At 45.6% G+C, this 18,096-nt stretch carries 18 protein-coding genes; 10 read left to right on the top strand and 8 right to left on the bottom strand.

The annotated features are described in order from the left end of the window. Positions 1–83 precede the first annotated feature (83 nt). The 3 genes from L0991_08765 to L0991_08755 all read left to right on the top strand — a co-directional run bounded on the left by L0991_08765 (position 84) and on the right by L0991_08755 (position 3,245). On the top strand, positions 84–1,646 hold the full coding sequence (locus L0991_08765; protein XGB61539.1) for a glutamate synthase-related protein: 1,563 nt from the start codon (positions 84–86) through the stop codon (positions 1,644–1,646). A gap of 263 nt (positions 1,647–1,909) precedes the next feature. Then, positions 1,910–2,701 carry an arylamine N-acetyltransferase gene (locus tag L0991_08760; protein XGB61538.1) on the top strand — a complete coding sequence of 264 codons (792 nt, stop codon included), beginning with the start codon at positions 1,910–1,912 and terminating at the stop codon, positions 2,699–2,701. A 19-nt stretch (positions 2,702–2,720) separates the two neighbouring features. After that, positions 2,721–3,245 (top strand): NAD(P)H-dependent oxidoreductase, encoded by a 525-nt coding sequence (locus L0991_08755; GenBank protein ID XGB61537.1) that lies wholly within the window; start codon positions 2,721–2,723, stop codon positions 3,243–3,245. An 81-nt stretch (positions 3,246–3,326) separates the two neighbouring features. On the opposite strand, the gene L0991_08750 is transcribed toward L0991_08755, so the two are convergent. Continuing rightward, entirely contained in the window at positions 3,327–4,139 is an 813-nt protein-coding gene (locus L0991_08750) for an enoyl-CoA hydratase/isomerase family protein (protein XGB61536.1), read from the bottom strand. A gap of 130 nt (positions 4,140–4,269) precedes the next feature. Here L0991_08750 and L0991_08745 point away from each other — a divergent pair, with 130 nt between their 5' ends. Further along, on the top strand, positions 4,270–5,229 hold the full coding sequence (locus tag L0991_08745) for a LysR family transcriptional regulator (protein XGB61535.1): 960 nt from the start codon (positions 4,270–4,272) through the stop codon (positions 5,227–5,229). A 138-nt stretch (positions 5,230–5,367) separates the two neighbouring features. Continuing rightward, the gene (gene soxR, locus L0991_08740; GenBank protein ID XGB61534.1) at positions 5,368–5,808 is read left to right on the top strand and encodes a redox-sensitive transcriptional activator SoxR; all 441 of its coding nucleotides are present in this window, start codon (positions 5,368–5,370) and stop codon (positions 5,806–5,808) included. 18 nt (positions 5,809–5,826) lie between these two features. Here the strand turns inward: soxR and L0991_08735 are convergent, their stop codons facing one another. Both L0991_08735 and L0991_08730 read right to left on the bottom strand, forming a co-directional pair. Then, entirely contained in the window at positions 5,827–6,588 is a 762-nt protein-coding gene (locus L0991_08735; GenBank protein XGB61533.1) for a carbohydrate deacetylase, read from the bottom strand. A 109-nt stretch (positions 6,589–6,697) separates the two neighbouring features. Next, a complete protein-coding gene (locus L0991_08730) occupies positions 6,698–8,026 on the bottom strand; it encodes a 6-phospho-beta-glucosidase (GenBank protein XGB61532.1) in 1,329 nt (442 codons plus the stop codon). A 103-nt stretch (positions 8,027–8,129) separates the two neighbouring features. Here L0991_08730 and L0991_08725 point away from each other — a divergent pair, with 103 nt between their 5' ends. The 3 genes from L0991_08725 (at position 8,130) to L0991_08715 (ending at position 9,986) form a co-directional block, all read left to right on the top strand. Then, on the top strand, positions 8,130–9,014 hold the full coding sequence (locus L0991_08725; protein ID XGB61531.1) for a LysR substrate-binding domain-containing protein: 885 nt from the start codon (positions 8,130–8,132) through the stop codon (positions 9,012–9,014). 74 nt (positions 9,015–9,088) lie between these two features. Then, positions 9,089–9,469 (top strand): VOC family protein, encoded by a 381-nt coding sequence (locus tag L0991_08720; GenBank protein XGB61530.1) that lies wholly within the window; start codon positions 9,089–9,091, stop codon positions 9,467–9,469. A 97-nt stretch (positions 9,470–9,566) separates the two neighbouring features. Beyond that, positions 9,567–9,986: a globin gene (locus L0991_08715; protein ID XGB61529.1), complete on the top strand. Its 420-nt coding sequence runs from the start codon at positions 9,567–9,569 to the stop codon at positions 9,984–9,986. Between the two features lie 119 nt (positions 9,987–10,105). Here L0991_08715 and L0991_08710 read toward each other — a convergent pair whose 3' ends face one another. Next, positions 10,106–10,876: a DUF481 domain-containing protein gene (locus L0991_08710; GenBank protein ID XGB63874.1), complete on the bottom strand. Its 771-nt coding sequence runs from the start codon at positions 10,874–10,876 to the stop codon at positions 10,106–10,108. 139 nt (positions 10,877–11,015) lie between these two features. Here L0991_08710 and L0991_08705 point away from each other — a divergent pair, with 139 nt between their 5' ends. Continuing rightward, on the top strand, positions 11,016–11,405 hold the full coding sequence (locus tag L0991_08705; protein XGB61528.1) for a DUF4345 domain-containing protein: 390 nt from the start codon (positions 11,016–11,018) through the stop codon (positions 11,403–11,405). Between the two features lie 9 nt (positions 11,406–11,414). Further along, the gene (locus tag L0991_08700) at positions 11,415–12,917 is read left to right on the top strand and encodes an arylsulfatase (protein ID XGB61527.1); all 1,503 of its coding nucleotides are present in this window, start codon (positions 11,415–11,417) and stop codon (positions 12,915–12,917) included. Between the two features lie 71 nt (positions 12,918–12,988). On the opposite strand, the gene L0991_08695 is transcribed toward L0991_08700, so the two are convergent. From L0991_08695 to L0991_08680, 4 genes are all read right to left on the bottom strand, one after another. After that, a complete protein-coding gene (locus tag L0991_08695) occupies positions 12,989–14,014 on the bottom strand; it encodes a LacI family DNA-binding transcriptional regulator (protein ID XGB61526.1) in 1,026 nt (341 codons plus the stop codon). A 220-nt stretch (positions 14,015–14,234) separates the two neighbouring features. After that, positions 14,235–15,311 (bottom strand): porin, encoded by a 1,077-nt coding sequence (locus L0991_08690; GenBank protein XGB61525.1) that lies wholly within the window; start codon positions 15,309–15,311, stop codon positions 14,235–14,237. 289 nt (positions 15,312–15,600) lie between these two features. Then, positions 15,601–16,617, bottom strand: coding sequence for a nuclear transport factor 2 family protein (locus L0991_08685; protein XGB61524.1), 1,017 nt, complete (start codon positions 16,615–16,617; stop codon positions 15,601–15,603). Between the two features lie 127 nt (positions 16,618–16,744). Then, positions 16,745–18,040 (bottom strand): MFS transporter, encoded by a 1,296-nt coding sequence (locus tag L0991_08680; protein XGB61523.1) that lies wholly within the window; start codon positions 18,038–18,040, stop codon positions 16,745–16,747. Between the last annotated feature and the right edge of the window lie 56 nt (positions 18,041–18,096).

Here is an 18,096-nt window from a genome sequence, read left to right as displayed (position 1 = left end):
CGCGTATCTCACCTTTACTTTACTCTTGTGAGCAAGTCATCGCTTCAGTCATCAAATCATAAGAAAGAAAAGGTGAGCGAACTATGAAGAGTCCAGTAATTGCGGATAACAAACCCGTCAAAGTAGAGCTGACGAAGGGAGAGGAGTATTACTTCTGTACCTGTGGGAAATCGAAAAGCCAACCGTTTTGTGACGGTTCTCATGCCGGTACGGGCTTCAAACCGAAAAGCTTTATTGCCGAAGAGGACGGTGATGCCTACCTGTGTCGCTGTAAGTATTCTAACAACCTTCCTTTTTGCGATGGCACTCATAAACAGTTCACTGCGGAGCAAGTTGGGCAGGAAGGCCCTGAAGTTCACATTCAAGCGGCAGCCCCTGACTTATCTCCTGCGGCAACCGCAACCAAAGAAGAACCTACCGTGGAGTTTATTCATCAGTTAGCGCGTGATGGTTTATCCAAAGTAGGACATCATGGGCCTATGACTTCTATGGGTGTACCTAGGCACCTCTTGCCTCACTGGGATGACATTCAAGTGATGGTCGCGCAAATGGCCACCAAGCCTTTATTGGAAAACGTGCCAGTAGGAACGGAACTGATTATTGGCCCTAACGCCAGAAAACCATTGAAGCTCAATATTCCTCTATTTGTGTCAGACATGAGCTTCGGGTCGCTATCTGAGGAGGCGAAAGTGTCTTTGGCGACGGGGGCTGAACTTGCAGGAACCGGGATATGCTCAGGGGAAGGCGGCATGTTACCCGAGGAACAGGCAGCCAATTCTCGTTACTTTTATGAGCTAGCCAGTGCTCAGTTTGGTTACGATGAAGCTAAGCTTAAAAACGTTCAAGCCTTCCATTTTAAAGGTGGGCAAGGTGCAAAAACCGGAACGGGCGGGCATCTGCCTGGCGTGAAGAATATCGGTAAGATCGCGGAAGTACGTGGTATTGAAGCGGGCACTGCGGCGATTTCTCCACCTACTTTTAAAGACCTAAAAACCGCAGCGGACTTTAAAAAATTCGCTGATCGCGTGCGTGAAGTGACAGGCGGTATACCAATTGGCTTCAAGCTAAGTGCCAACCATATCGAAGAAGATATTCAGTTTGCATTGGATGCCAGTGCCGATTACATCATTTTAGACGGTCGAGGCGGCGGTACCGGGGCTGCGCCAGAAATGTTCCGAGACCATATCAGTGTGCCTACTATTCCAGCTTTGGCTCGCGCTAGAGCCTACCTTGACAAACAAGGCGTCAGTGATCGAGTTACATTGATCATCACGGGTGGTTTACGTGTGCCGATGGACTTTGTGAAAGCGATGGCGCTTGGCGCAGATGGTGTTGCTATCTCAAACAGTGCCATGCAGTCGATAGGGTGTGTGGCGGCGAGAATGTGTAACACCAATAATTGCCCGGCGGGTATTGCGACTCAAAAGGCCGACTTACGCCAGCGTTTAAATGTCGAGAAAGCGTCGAATCAGCTTAAAAACTTCTTCGAGGCGTCGACAGAATTAATGCAAGTGATGGCGCGAGCTTGTGGACATGATCATCTGAATCAATTCAACCCTCACGATTTGGCTACGTGGAATCGTGAGATGGCAGAACTATCGGGCGTTGCCTATTCTGGTGTTGGTCCACTCAATCCACTTAAGTAAACAGCACGTCGATAAAGCACATTCACTGGGTTTGTGAGTGTGCTTGTCTTCTCCATTCAATCATTTACCCATTTCAATCTATTGCTTTATAAGCACTTTTAAATTATTTCCTGTTTTTTGAAAATATCGCTTTACCTCAAGTTAACTTGAGGTTTTATCATCCTTCCCAATCTAAAAAAACAAACCATCACCTTGTTACTTTCTAAGAGCTGCAAGCTCAGTAGAGGGCAATCATGAGGTGACAAACGAATCAGGGGTTAGGTATGGAACAGAGTCAAATCAGCGAATATCTTTCAAGGATCGGCTTATCTCAACCAAGCGACATCACAATCGAGAGCTTAAAGGCGATTCATCAACATCAACACAGAAGTATCCCTTTTGAAAACTTTGATGTGATTCATGGACTACCGATTCAGCTTACAGCAGACGCACTGTACGAGAAGTTAGTGGTTAATCAGCGGGGCGGTTATTGCCAAGAGCTGAATGGACTTCTGTTGAACGTGCTCACCCATTTGGGCTTTGAAACGAGAAGTTTACTTGGCCGAGTGCACCTAGCTGGAGACCCGACAGGGCGCAGTCATCGAGTCACCATGGTGACAATTGATGATAAGCAATGGCTGGTGGATGCGGGCTTTGGCACCTTCACGCCACGTGCTCCATTGTTGCTAGAAACCGGTGTAGAACAGTCTAATGACTTACAAACCTTCCGTTTTATAGAAGACGAACTTTACGGCTTACTGCTGCAAATCAAGCAGAGCGGGGAGTGGATGAAAGTATACAGCCTAGACATGACTCACGTGTGTGCCAACGATTTAGAGTCGAGCAACTTCTTTACGTCCAACAGCCCGAAATCGATTTTCACATCGAACTGTATTGCAGCGCTACCTATTGAAGAGGGGATTGTCACGCTACTGAATCAAACCATTAAGGTGACCAAAAACGGCATTACCGAAGAGTGGTCATTAGAGGATGAGGCGTCTTACTTTGCTGCTTTGCAAACCTATTTTGGACTCACACTCAACGTACCTTTTTCACTTATAAAGAAATGTTTCTAACCAAATTTGAGGATAAATAATGAAAGTATTAGCGATTGGCGCAACCAACAGTACAACATCAATCAACCAACAGCTTGCAGCATACACCGCAGGTTTAGTCGAAGGCGCGCAAGTTGAGGTGCTCGACCTCAATGATTTTGAGATGCCGATTTATAGCGAGAAAAGAGAGCAAGACTCGGGCATTCATCAACACGCTCAACGCTTCTTTGACAAAATCGGAGAATCAGACGCGGTCGTCATCTCCTTTGCAGAATATAACGGTTCATACACGGCGGCCTTTAAAAACGTGTTCGATTGGGCATCACGCATCGATATGAAAGTGTACCAAGGCAAGCCAGTGGTGATGCTTGCTACCTCTCCGGGTCCAGGTGGCGCGACCTCTGTGCTGTCTTCTGCTGTGAACTCAGCGCCTTACTTTGATGCAGACGTGAAAGGTTCGATGTCAGTGCCAAGTTTCTACGATAACTTCGATATGGAAACGGGCGAGGTGACTAACTTAGAGATGATCGAGAATCTTAAGATGATCATGAAGAAGGTTGGCTAAGTAGCTTTGGTTAACGTTATGAGTGAGTAGCTTTCCAAGGTACAAGGCAGCCATAACGTAATGGCTGCCTTAGGCGCTGTATCAGTTTGATAATTCAGCTGCTGTATCAACGAAAATACCTTGAATGTCTTTCGCTTCGCGCTCAGTTTGACCACCGTGCTTTAGGAATGCCGCAATGATGGCTGCTGTTTTTTGCTCTTTTGCACGCTCTAAGAAGTAACGTAATTCTAGCTCTGCGCCTGCTTGCTCATCTTTGATTGAGGTTGCGATGATATCTTTGTACATCACGATATCACGCACTTCTAATTGGCTGATCACACCTAGCGTTGCCGCTAAGAAATCTTCAAGCTCTGCTTTCGGCACGAACTGAGTAATGATGTTACGGCTTTCAGCTTGTTGCGCTGTAAAATCGTTGCCTAGCAACAGTGCTTGTAGGGCTTTGTTTTTACCCATGCGTCTTGCAAACTGCACGGCACCTTGACCACCTGTTGGGATGTTCACATGAATTTCTGGTTGCGCGAACGCTGAGTTTTCAGTGCCATAAGCAAGGTCACACGCCATCACAAACTCATTGCCGCCCCCACGAGCAACACCATCCACAACAGCGACAGAGACTTGTTTCATCGCTTTGATGTTTTCAATCATGTGGTTGAATTCGATTGAGCCAGCTTGCCCACCTTGGGTGCCATTGATCACGTTAAGATCTAAATGAGCAAGGAAGAACTCAGCATGCAGTGATTTGAATACCACCACTTTAGTATCGCGGTCATCTTTTAGCGAAAGAACAAACTCATTGATTTCATTAATTAAATCGAAAGTTAATACATTCACTGGTGGATTGTTGATTGATACGGTAGCAATGCCATTTTGATTGGTAATAGATAGTAGTGCCATTTTGGTTTCCTCTGATAATGTGGAGCTGGATGTTGTCTCCGTTATGTGCAGCTACTATAGATTTGTAATAAGATGAGAAAAATAGCCATATTGGCACTTAATTGGTGCTTTAAATGCAACAAAGGTCGTTATGGATACATCAAGTCGTTTATTATTGCTGTTGGAAGTGGTTGAACTAGGTTCGTTCGTCAAAGTTGCGGAGCAGAGGAACGTTGACCGTTCTGTCATCTCTAAACAGATCAGTCGTCTTGAAGAAGAGCTTGATGTTCGACTGTTGAACAGAACTACTCGCTCTTTGTCGCTCACAGCAGCAGGTAACGAGATGGTCAACCAAGCCCATCAATTGCGTGCTTTGCTTAATGACACACAACGCTTGGCACAGAACTACCACTCCGAACCTAGAGGTCTATTAAGGATCACGAGCTCTACCATGTTTGGCAGACAGTATGTTCAGCAAGCAATATCAGTGTTTCAGCAACAGTATCCGGATGTCGATTTCGAACTGAGACTCGAAGATCGCATTGTTGATATGGTCAAAGAAGGTTTCGATATTGGCTTTCGTATTGGCAAACCTAAAAACTCTAGCTTAATCAGTCGCAAGATAGCGAGAAGCAGACTCTTGATTGTCGCGTCACCTCAATTCATCGAGAGGCACGGGGCAATTGACACTATCGAAAAACTAGAGTCACTGCCTGCCACCATTTATGCCGCACCGGGATTAGTGATAGACAAATTCTCTTACCGAGATGGAAAGGGCAATACACAGCATTTTCAGCTTAACGCGACCTATAAGGTGAATGATGTGGAGATGATTCCGAAGAGTGCGTTAACAGGCAATACTCTAGCGGTGGTCACGGCACAGATGATCAGTGATGAAATATCAAAGGGTGAGTTAGTGCCAATTATGACGCATTTGGCACTGGATGATTTTGGCACCTTCTATGCGGTTTACCCTCATCGAGACGCACCAATAAAAACTAAGTTGTTCATTGATACGTTGAAATCGATAGTTGGTGAAGAACAGCCTGTTTGGGAGCAAGGTATTGCGGGCTTTGATGAGATGTATGGTAATCAAAGCGCAAAGTCATAATTAGTCACCGCTAATATGAGGCTTCAAAGTCTCGTGAGTTTTTAGCAAAACCCAGACTTATACCTAAAGTTAAAGTGAACTCTATTTTTGTATATACTGGCTAGCACGTATTGGAAATTCGAAAAGGGAAGTAACAACATGAAAAACATCGTGTATTTAACGATTGGTCAACTCTCGGAACGTAGTGGTGTTGCCCCTTCGGCTCTGCGTTTTTATGAAACCAAAGGATTGATTGCCTCTATCCGAACCAATGGCAATCAACGCCGTTATCAATCAGCGATGTTAAGGCGAATTGCCCTTATTCAAGTTGCTCAGTCAATAGGTTTCACGCTAGAAGAGATTACCGAAGAGCTGTCTAGCTTGCCGATGAACCACACCGCAACTAAGCGCGATTGGGAGCGAGTGGCAAAGAAATGGCAAGGGCAACTCGACAGTAAGATGGCACAGATCCGTTCATTACAAGAAAACCTTACAGGCTGTATTGGCTGCGGCTGTCTGAGCATGCAGAAGTGCCATCTATTAAATCCAGAAGATATTCTGCATGACCAAGGGCAGGGTGCTCAGCGTATTGTTGACTAGATTGGTTTGAGGATTTAGCTAAAGCTGATCGAATCCAATGCATTCAATTCCATTGTCAGAGAGCCATTGTTGTAAGGCCGGATTCGTCAATAAGGCGTGTTCTTCCACTCGCTTAGTGAGGTAGCTAGACAATGACCTCAGTTCGTCACTGGCAAAAAGCGCGGGATGGCACATTAATTCGACTGTGCCGTTAGGCATCATGGCTTGGTGGCTTAACAGCAAATCTTGCAAGCCGGTTAGTGAAACCCCGTCATCAAAAAATCGCATATCGAACGCATCTGACGTTGGCACTAAAAGTGAATCTTGCCCGCTCACAATGTTGTCGATTCGTCTCACGGGCAGGCCGATATCATTGGCGGTTCGAGTAAATGCAGCTTTAAGAGGCTGGAAGACGCCGCCGAAGTGATGACTGTCGATATGGTTGATCTTTAAACCAGCATCAAGCGCAGCTTGGTATTGCGCATTGAGCTCAAGTACCACTTCTTCTTCAACAACATCTGCTTTGTTGAGCAGGGTAGTTTTATCTAAAAAATAACCCTGATTATCGACAAGGCTGGGGATGAGCTCTGGTGAACTAATGGGTTTGCCTGCCGTGACCGTAAAATGTAATCCAACTTCAGGAACTAAGTCTTGGTGGTAAAGCTCGATGGCATGTTGTGTACCTGGTTGGTTCATCATAATGGTAGTTGATTTCACCATGCCGGCTTTCAAACAATCAACAATGCCAAGGTTTACGCTTTCTGTGAGACCGAAATCATCGGCGTTCAATATCAATTTCATGGTTGGCCTCATTCTAATGAGAAGGTGTGGACTTTTAGTTTTGAATTAGCTCAGCATTTACTGAGCTAATGTACCGAAAACAGTGAGTTATACTGAGGGAGTTATCACATTATGTGAGTCGATGAGCGAACGCAGGCATGAACTCTAAGTTTTCGCGAATCGTTTCTAGTAGAGCCTCATCAATGTGCGAGCCCGTATCGACGATTGGGTTTAGGATCAGGGCGCGTTTCGCTGTGGCAATATCTCCCGTGATTGCTGCTTTTACGGTGAGGGTTTCAAACTCTTTCATTTGCTGGATCAAGCGCAACGTGTCACTGTCAAAAGGCTCGACGTTGAGTGGGATGATTTCACTGCTGGTGATCACAGAGCTGACTTCCACCGCGCAGTCATCTGGCAAGCCTTGTATTGCGCCGTTATTACGGGTGTTTACATGCATGATAGAGCGCTTGTTGTTATAAATACTGTTCATCAACTCACAAGCCGCTTCAGAGTAATAGGCACCACCACGCTCTTCTAACAGTTGAGGTTTGGTGTCTAACCTTGGGTCTTTGTATATCTCAAGCAGTTGTTTCTCAACTTGAGCCACCAAGTCTGCACGGTTAGCGTTGTTCTTCGACGCCTCAAACTCTTTATCTAAGATATCTCGAGACTGATAGTAGTAACGCAGGTATGCACATGGAATGATGTTGAGTGAGCGAATCAACTCGCCGTCCCATTCAAAGAGAGGGATATTTTTCGGCATCATTTGATCGTTGCCACCAAGAAGTTGATTGATGACCTCACCCAGCTTGTCTTGCCCTTCATGTAGCACCTTGCGAGCCCACACTAAGTGGTTCAAACCCGCAATTTGCATCGTAATGTCTTCACGTTTTGCGCCAAGCATTTTGGCTGCACCAAGCTCCATGTTGACTGGAACGTTACACAGACCAACGGTTTTAATCGACGAGTGTTTAAGCAGAGCTTCGGTAACCATGCCTGATGGATTGGTGAAATTGAGTAGCCATGCGTTCGGGCACAATGCTTCCATCTCTTTCGCGATTTCTAATGCAATCGGGATAGTTCGACAGGCGTTTGAGAAACCACCCAGCCCGTTAGTTTCTTGCCCGATCATTCGATATTTCAAGGCGATACGTTCGTCACGTAATCTTGCTTCTAGTCGACCTGCTCGAAATTGAGAGCATACGAAATCGGCATCTTTCAGAGCCAATTCTCGGTCCGTGGTTAGGTGAACATTAATTTCGCAGTTCACTTTATTAATCATACGCTTGGTTAGATCGGCAATGATCTGAGCTTTTTCTAATCCAGCCTCGATATCCACCAACCAAAGATCAGTAATAGGTAATTCGTGATGACGTTTTAACAAGCCTTCAACTAACTCAGGGGTGTAACTTGAACCACCACCGATCACGACGACTTTTAATTTTTGTTCTTGTTTCATGTTATTCACCATTAGACTTTTAGATTACGTGATTTAATCTATATGATGAGTTGGCACACCGACAAACCAGAAATGGCGAGTTATAAATTAGTGAGATTAATCCATGAGCTTGTTTGAAAATAGGCAACAGACACTATCACTGCTACACACATTCAGTGTTGCGGCTAAACATTTGAGTTTTACTTTGGCTGCTGAAGAGTTGTTTTTGACACAGGGCGGTGTTAGTCATCGTATTAAAAAGTTGGAGCAACAACTGAAGTTCAATCTGTTTGTGCGCAAGACAAGAAAACTTGAATTGACCCCAGAAGGACAGCGAGTTCTTTCGATGTTGAATGTCTCTTTTGAGTCGATATTTTCTGAACTCATGGACATTCAAACCGGCGAATTGAGTGGTGAGCTATATATAGCAACCTCTCCTTACTTCGCTTCTTCTTGGTTGATGCCACGTCTGCCGGAATTTAGAAAACTCTATCCGAACTTGAGCCTCAAACTGCAAACCAAACAGAACCAATCTGACTTCCAATTCGAACCTTATGATGTGGCCATTTTTTATAGCGAAGGGCATTACCCTAACCATCACAGTGAGCGACTTTTTTCAGGGATCAGAACGCCGGTGTGCAGCCCAGAGTACGCCAAGAGGTTTAGTCTGGATAAGGGGGTACATCAATTAGCTGATGTGCAGTTTATTCATAGTGGGAACGTGACGGCTTGGCAGCGGTGGTTATCTGAAGCTCAAAGCGAAGTGGATTGCACGTTGATGTGTGATTACTACAGTGATAACCGTTTAGCCATGGACGCTGCGATACTCTCAATGGGCGTTGCATTAGGGCGCTTAGAGTTTATGAAGCCGCAAATCGAGCAGGGGCTGTTAGTGGCTCCAATGATGAGTATTGAGTCTGGTAAGGGCTATGACTTGGTGTGCCCGAAAGGGATGGATCAACGAACCAAGTTTCAGGTTTTTGCTCAGTGGATAAAGCAACAATTGTAGTTTGGGAACGCCTAGACAAATGAGGTTGAAGGGACTAGTTTAGGAAGTTCTTTCACTAAAAGAAGACGTTAGTTATGTTTAGCCATGTTTTTCTTGGTACCGAAGATGTTGAGCGCGCGAAGTCTTTCTATGATCCAATTATGAAGGTGCTTGGTTACAGCGAAGGCTCTGTGGACCCTAAAGGGCGTTGTATCTATGTTAGCCAAACTGGAGTATTGGGCTTAACGAAACCGATTGATGGTCAGCCAGCGACACACGGCAATGGTATGACGGTTGGCTTTTTGGCCTCTTCACCAGAAGCGGTGGATGAGTGGCATCGTGTTGGTGTAGAAAATGGCGGTACGAGTATTGAAAACGGGCCTGGTGAGAGAGGATCGGATGAACGCCGACTTTACATGGCTTATTTGCGTGATCCTGATGGAAACAAGATCTGTGCAACTCACTTTATGCCTTAGTTCATGATATGCCTCAGTTCGTTTTATGCCACTGTGGCGTATAATTAAGTCATCTTAGTGGTTCAAATCAAACAGATTATTGCAAAGGATTGGCGAGATGACTTCAAACGAACTATTTTATGAGAGCTTTGAGCGTTGCCGGATTGATCAAGCGTTTTTAGAGTCATTCTTGGCCGACTTTTGCCAACATAATCCTAGGTTTTCAGAACGCTTTGAGAAAGTAGGATTGGAGCAACAGACTAAGATGCTCAAGGCTTCCATCATCCTCATCTACAATTCTGCTGGATTACCTAGTGTGCGTAATTCCGTAAAGCGACTCGGAAAGCAGCACAAAGATTTAGGAATGGATATCTCCGAGCAAGAGCTTAATGAGTGGTTTAAATCATTGCTCAATACGGTCAAGAAATACGATCCTCACTACAATGATCAAGTCGAACAAGCATGGACAGAAACCCTCGATGTTGGTCTTAAAATCATGAAGCAAGAGTGCGTGGTTCCGAGTTCTGTGAACAGCTAAATTCTGGATTAGTTATTCTCTGTTTTGCTTGCTCGCTATTTAAAAATGGCAAGATCGCAGAAGGGATGATTTTGTAAGGTAAGCCTAACGCTATTAGGCTTACCTTTTTTATTGTTTGACTAGAAGTGCGCAGCCCAACCGACTAAGAAACCTTGTGATGCCGTGTCATATTCAAAAGTCCCTTTGTTTTCGTAGTCCACCCAAGTCGATTTATAAGCGAGATTTAAGTCAGACCAACTGTTTATCTGGTATCGCACCCCAGTTAATAGCGAACTGGTAAAGTTGGTATCACTACCAAGCCCTGCATCAATAGTTGCGTGAAACTTCCAACTTTGATTGATCTGCGTTATCCATCTCGCACCTATTTGATAGTCAATCCAATCTTCGTTGAGTGATCCGTCGACACTTAGTCTACCGCCTGAACCGTAAAGCTTGGCATCAATGTCGTTATCCCACCAACGAAGTCCAAATAGATAGTCAATCGTGCCAAAGTCGTACTGGTAGCGCTTAAAACCTTTTACATCTAAAACGCCTTGTCGGATATCAAGATTACCTTTCAACTTCTCTAGGTTGGCATCTAGCACTGAGTTTGTTTTCCCACTTAGCTTCATGAAGCTGTAATCAATGTAATAGCCCCATTGATTGTTATAGATCCCTTCTAAACGCACCATTGCGGTCATATCAAGATGATCCATGATAAAGGAAGGATCGACATCGATATCTGCAGACAAGTCACCAATGGTACTGTCTCCCCGAATATTCAGTGCTAGTGCGTAAATTTCAAAGCTGTGTTGCCACCCTCTAGTTTCTGCTGAGGAGCTTGCTTCTTGCGCATTAACGGTGGAACTAGCCATTAATACTGGTGCGATTAGGTAACGCCATTTAGCCATATCGATATCCTTATCTTCTGTGTGAAGTAGCAAGTTTATGAATGCGCCTTTCAGGTGGTCAGTTTTCACATATGCAACTTGTATATCGCTGATTGTAGACTATGTTTTTTGAAATGAGCCAAGTTAAGAGAGTTAGGGTATGAAGCCACAGAGTATTTTCTTGTTCGTCGCGGTTTTAGGTTTAACACCTATTGCACTGTCTTATGGTTATGCCCCCGTTGTCTCTCTTGACTATCTATTTGGTATCGACGCCACACCCATCAATGTTACTCATATCTTCCGTGCCGTGATGGGGCTGTATCTCGCACTTGCTCTGTTTTGGGTGTTTGGCGCACTGTTCAAAAAGTATCGACTGCCAGCGCTCTATAGTTTGGTGGTTTTCATGTTGGGTTTAGCTGCGGGGCGCATCATTAGCTTAGTGCTCGATGGCATGCCTCATTGGCTACTTTTTGTTTATCTAATCTTAGAGCTGGGCTTCGGCTTAGTGGGTTTAAAAATGATTCACAAAGAACAATCTGAAACCGTATAAGGACGTTCTATGAAAAGGATTTTCCAACTTCTTGTATTAAGTGTTCTGAGTAGCTTGTCATTGTCGGCATGGTCAGCTCAGGAACAGCCAAATATCTTTGTTATCTTTACCGATGACATTGGTATTTCAAACCTCAGTGCTTACCACAACGGAGTGATGAGTAGTGAAACACCGAACATCGACAGTATTGCCGAGAAAGGAATGCTACTGACCGATTATTACGCCCAGCCATCGTGTACGGCGGGTCGTTCTGCATTCTTAACCGGGCAGCTACCAGTGCGGACGGGCATGCACACGGTGGGTTTACCGGGTGGGCCAGTGGGGCTGCATGCGGACACACCAACCTTGCCTGAAATTCTCAAAACCATGGGTTATGTGACAGGTCAGTTTGGTAAAAACCACTTAGGTGACCGAGACGAATTTTTACCAACAATGCATGGTTTTGATGAGTATTGGGGGTGGTTGTATCACTTGAACGCGATGGAATACACCGAAGATCCAGATTGGCCAAAAGACGGTTCGTTAGATGCATTTGCTCCGCGCAATGTGATCTATGCAAAATCCGATGGCAAGGGCGGACAAACCATTGAAGACGATGGTGCGCTAACTATCGAGCGTATGCGTACTCTCGATGATGAAGTAAACAAACACGCGATCAACTTCATCGAAAGGGCGGTTGAAGCGGATAAGCCATTCTTCACTTGGTACTGTCCATCACGTGGTCATGTTTGGACGCATCTTTCACCTGAATACGAAGCTATGCTCGGCCAAAATGGTTGGGGGCTTCAAGAAGTGGTGATGAAAGATCTTGATGATCATGTCGGTGAGATGATGGCAAAAATGGAAGAGCTCGGCATAGCCGATAACACCATCATCATTTTCACGGCTGATAATGGCCCTGAAATCATGACATGGCCTGATGGTGGCATGACGCCATACCACGGTGAGAAAGGTACCACGTGGGAAGGTGGTGTTCGTGCGCCGGCTCTCGTAAGTTGGCCGGGTAAAATTCCTGCGGGCAGTGTGGGTAACGGCATCTTCGACGGTATGGACTGGTTACCAACGCTTGTTGCCGCTGCTGGTGGCCCAGCGGATCTGAAAGAGAAAATGCTCAAAGGTTACGATGGCTTTAAAGCACACCTCGATGGTTACAACCAAGTCGATATGTTGACGGAGAAAGGCGAATCGAATCGTAAAGAGATTTACTACTACGAACGTGACAAGCTACAAGCCGTTCGAGTCGGTGATTGGAAGGCTCACTTCGTAGTCCAGAATCATGGTTGGAGCGGTCCGAAAGAAGAACTGAATGCACCACTACTGTTTAACTTGCGACGTGACCCTTATGAGCGAGCAGCAGAAGAGTCAGGCATGTACTTGAAGTGGATGGGGCAGAAGATGTGGGCATTTGGTCCTGCTCAAGCAGCTGTGCAGCAACACCTAGCGACTTTCAAAGAGTGGCCACCTAAAACGCCAGAAACTCAGCCCGACAATACTGGTGGCGTGGGCAACTAGTGGAAATAGCATAATAAAAATCCCGCTCTGTATGAGCGGGATTTTTGTTGGAATACATCTTTGAGTCGGTATTACTTGAGCGTTGTTTTTCTCTCAATAAACTTCACCGGGACCATCAGTTTTACTAGGCTAGTATCTTGGTCTTGAATCTGACTCACAACAATTTTCACTGATTCACGAGCAAGGCGTTTGAAATCTTGTTTGAACGTCGTGAGCTGGTAGTTAAGCCACTGCGTTTGCGGGATATCATCGAAGCCAATGACTTGAAGATCTTCAGGAATACGCAGGTTGAACTCCAATCGAGCTACGTCCATCACTGCCATCGCTAGGTTATCTGTTGCGCAGAATATCGCTTCTGGCTTTGATGACTCTGAGAACATAGCGCGAATGGTATCTAGTGCATCAAGATAGTCGTAATCGGCCTCGATAACACGAGCTTGCTTGCCTGTTAGATCTTCGAACTCTGAGCAGAAACCGGCTTCACGTTCCCCGTTGGTGTAAGTTGGTACATTACCGGTTAGGTAAACTGCTGATTTTACGCCTAAATTATGAAAGTGCTGAGCGGCAACTTGGCCTGCTGCGTAGTTATCGCTGACGACATGGCTACTCTTAGTACCTTCCACCACACGAGCGTACTGAACAATCGGGATGTCGAACTCTTCACACTCTTCATACAGTGACTTGTTGAACGTTGCGGAGGCGGCAATTACACCATCGACACGATATTGGAAGATGTTAGGAATAGAGTGGTTGTCATTTGCATCCACTTGCCACGGAATAAGCACTGCTGAATACCCTTGCTTTTGTAACTCAGTAGAGATGAGCTGTAGGGTTTTCATGTGAATTGGGTAGTCAGCATCTGGGAAGACCAAACCAATTAACTTAGATTCATTAGTAGTCAGGCTTCGCGCAAAAGCATTAGGGCGATAGTTGAGGGCTTTTGCTGCTTCAAATACTTTTAGCTTGGTCTTTTCTGAAACCGAACTGCCCGGAACAAATACACGAGAAACGGTGGATTGAGAAACGCCAGCCAGTTTAGCGACATCTTTTGAAGTGACAGTTGTTTTTGACGCCGAGGCGTTTTTTGGAGAGTTCATAGACCATGCTTTTTAACCAAGTAACAATCTAGAGAATACCATAGATAGGTACGTATTCAAAAAGTCTATGCGTTAGAGTGGTATGAAAAATAAGGGCTAATTGACGTTGTTGGGTATTATACTGGGTATAACCCAAAAGCTCTGCGTATATAGAATAAATATAGGCAGAGCTTGATTAGGCATTGATTGAGTTGCGTTTATTGAACGCTTTAATCAGCGATTAAAAGTAGTAACGAATACCTGCAGCAAACTGGTCATCACTGTTTTCGTAGTGATTGCCAACTGCTTTGTCGTTGCCATTATCGAACTGGTATTCGGTCCACACTAAGAATTTGTTCTTCTTAAAGTGGTACTCAAGACCAGGGATAATCAACTGACGCTCGTAGCCGTTCGCATTGTCGTCTGTATCTGTTAAGTAGTTAACGTTAAAGGTTGGGCGAAGACCGTTTTCAAAGTGGTAGTAAGTGAAGAATTCAGCACCGCGGTGGTCGTAGAATTCTGCCTTGCTGGTGGTTTCCCAGTTCGAACCTTGGCTGTAAGTGAAACCAACAAATAAGCCGTTATTGGTGTAGTTCACACCCAATAGACCAATGCGTTGAGTATCGCCATCTTTGATGTTTTGAACGCCTGCGTCGACATCGTCAAATTCATTCTGGTGGTAAGCTAGACCAATGGTTAGGCCATCCATAACCGTGTAGAGAGTTGATGCACCCATACCGTTTTTCAGTGTTGCTGTTTTACCATCAGCTAGGCCAACATCTTCACGAGTCGTTTGGTAGGTAAAGCCGTATTTCCAGTTGTCGTTGATGTTATTGCGGTAAGTAATTGAGTTTTCTGCTCGTCCTGTACCAGAAGCGATACCCCAGTCAGATAGGTTGTAGTAGCCAGAACCACGTGAACCAAATACACGGCCCATGTCGGTAAACCAAGCGACATCGTAGAAGGTAGACCACTGCTTAGTACCTGCTGCAATCTTGCCGTACTTATCGTGCTCTACGCCAGCGTATAGAAGTCGGTCGTAAATATTGTCGCCGTTAGCACCAGAGTTGTAACCCCATTCGGCATGGCCAAAGCCAGTCCAACCGTTGTCTAAGCCCATTTGACCTTTTAGGCCAAAACGAGAGCTACCGCTGTTCCATTCGCCATTGTGATCGCCGCCCTTATCATGGTAACGAACGTCAAAACGACCATCGATTGTTAGGCTATCGCCCGCGTCATTGGTAAAAGTGTGTGCAGCAAAAGCTGAACCTGAAGTCAGTGCTGTCAGGATCACTGCAGAAAGAATCGACTTTTTCATTGTAATTCTCTTTATTCAGGCCGTAGAAAGCCACCGTGCTTTCAAGCCCGTTATATTAGTAATGGTTTGGCAGGGTGTGCCCATCCGTGAGGCACAAGTTGATAATCTTGGGTGGAGCTCGTTTTCTTAGGTAGATCTCAGTGTTTTTGATAGATCTACTTGTCTTTGTTTGATCTACTTTTCTTCGTGAGATAAGTAGATTTGTAGCAAGTTGCCGAGGGCGAGAAGGAGCCCTCGGCAGTCATGTCTACCTAGCGTAGGTAAGAACTAGGCAGGCAATAGGGCAGGGTTACAGCGTTGGGTTCATGATAGTCGAAGTGCGTTCGAACACGTCTAGGCCTTGCTGCTTCAACCAGTAAGGAAGGTCGATCAGTACCCAGTTCTCAGATAGCTTGTCGCCGTCACGGTAGTAAACGTCAACCACTTGCATGTCTGCGCGAACTTCGCCACCAGTCATACCTAGGAAGCCACCTGTTGGTGTGTTTGATAGGTTTGGCCAACCGAAGAAACATGAGAAGCTACCTTCAGCGAAGCGGCAAACGTGACCATTAAACTTCTTGTCTTTCAGGTTGTTACGGAAAGGAAGTTGGTGCTGCTTCTGGTAACGAGGAATTGTGTAAGATGCACCGATACCACATGGGCCGTACCAGATCATATCTTTAGACCAGCTCTTCTCTAGCACTTCTGGTGGGCAACCCATAGCGCCGCTGTCGTTAAGTGCAGATAGGTCATCAACCATTTTGTTCACTAGAGCAAGCGTGGCTACGCCTTCTTCTGGTGCTGCATCTTCAAACAGTAGACCGTCGTGGTTACGTGGGCCAGGGTATACGAAGTGCTTACCTGTTGATGGTGGTAGTGGGTAGCAACCCGCTTGGTCCATCATACCCAGTAGGTCTAGGAATAGACCTGTTTTAGTGATTTTTCCGTCAACAACACAGTTAAATTCTGCGTAGCGAACGTTCATGATTTTGCCAGTAGGGCGCATGCCTAGGTATTCTGCGTCGAATAGACCCATGAAGTGACCCATGCTCATTACCCAAATCTCATCTGGGTTGATTTCGTTGTTACCACCGATGAAGATGTCTTGACGACGCTGCATACGAGTCATTGATTTCATCATTGGAGCCCAGAATACGTCAGCTGCCGCTTGAGCGCCTTCTTGCTCACGGAATGGGTAAACACCGCGCCACAAGTAATCTTCAGAAGTGTGTGCTTTTAGTACTTCAGCAACGTTCTCATGAGTTGCGTTTTCCATTGCATCAAAGTATTCGCGAACAATGCGTTTAGCTTCTTGATATTTAGACATAATTCATTCTCTTTTTGTTGTCGAGTCAACATTCGGAACAGGACTCGATTTGGATTTTGTTACCGGCTGACTGTTCAGCCGGAATAGTGTTTATTCGTTGTCTTGAAAGACCTTTAGCGAAAGGGGATTAAGCCTTAGCTGCTTCCGCTTTTTTGCTCTTGTCGAAGATGCCGCCTTTCAATGTTTCTGGTAGAGATAGCCACAGTAGACCTGCCACAATCCATACAATCGGTGAGCCCCACATTGCTGTTGCAAGGTCGCTGCGCTCTTGGATGAATACCAACACCATTGGTGCCCACATACCGATGATACGACCACCGTGGAATAGAGCTGCGCCGAAGCTACGTAGGTGAGCTGGGAACAGTTCTGAGAAGTAGCCACCCCATACTGCAGAAGCTGATAGGCCGAAGTTGTAGATAAGACCGAGGATAGCCAGCATGTTTAGGCTGCCGATCATCACGTCGCTTGGAGCTACGAAGAATACTGAAGCCATAACACCTGCAAGGATGAAACCGAATGCGTTTACCTTACGACCGTATTTATCTGCGATCGCACCCCATACCCAAGCACCGAATAGAGAGCCGAATGCCGAAATAGAGAAGATGATGCCGATAGTCGCGCCATCAAACTGACGAACTTCTTTTAGGTACGTTGTCACGAAGCCTGAGAAGAACTGGTAACCGTAGAAGTTAAGACCCGCTAGCAATAGACAAGTGATGGTTAGCTTGCGGTATGGCGCGCTAAGCATCTCGCCCCAAGAACCTTTCTTCGCAGGTGCATTTGATGCTTCAGCTTCTGCTTGATCTTCTTCACCGTAAGCGATCACTTTCTTGTCGCTCGGAAGAATAAAGATCATCAGTGCTGCCGCTGCTAGAGGAGGGATGCCACCAACCCACATTAGGCTCTGCCACGGTGCGTCAATGCTAGAGATAAACGCTGCGTAAGCACCCATCGCCATTAGAGCTACCGAGAACATAGAAGAAGCGAATGCCGTCAACTTACCGCGAACCGTTGGCGTGAATAGGCCGATCATTAGGCTTACTGCTACTGTGAAGTAACCACCTAAAGAAATACCGATGATGAAACGCATGGCTGCCCACATAGCGTAGTCAGTAAACATCATGTTGATGATCGTTGCGCCGCCGTTCAGTGCAGTGATGACAATAAGAGTCGATTTCTTACCAAAGTTTGATGCCACCCATGCACAGCTTAGGGCACCAATAAGCGCACCAACCGACTGCCATGTATAGAACTGAGCGGTATCCGCTAAGTTAATGCCATCATACGCATCAACGATGTATGGGCGTACGTAGTCAATAATTACAAAGTTATAACAATAGAAAAAGTAGCCCACTAGAATTGCAAGATAAGCAGCTACCCTTTGAATCATAGGAACTTCGCTCATGTGTTTTTTCGTAGTCATGACCGATAAACCTTTATTTTATATAGGGTGTTTTTAGTTTTGATTACGGTGTAGTG

Source organism: Vibrio chagasii (assembly GCA_041879415.1).
GTDB lineage: Bacteria > Pseudomonadota > Gammaproteobacteria > Enterobacterales > Vibrionaceae > Vibrio.
This window is presented reverse-complemented; position numbering and strand designations above follow the sequence as displayed.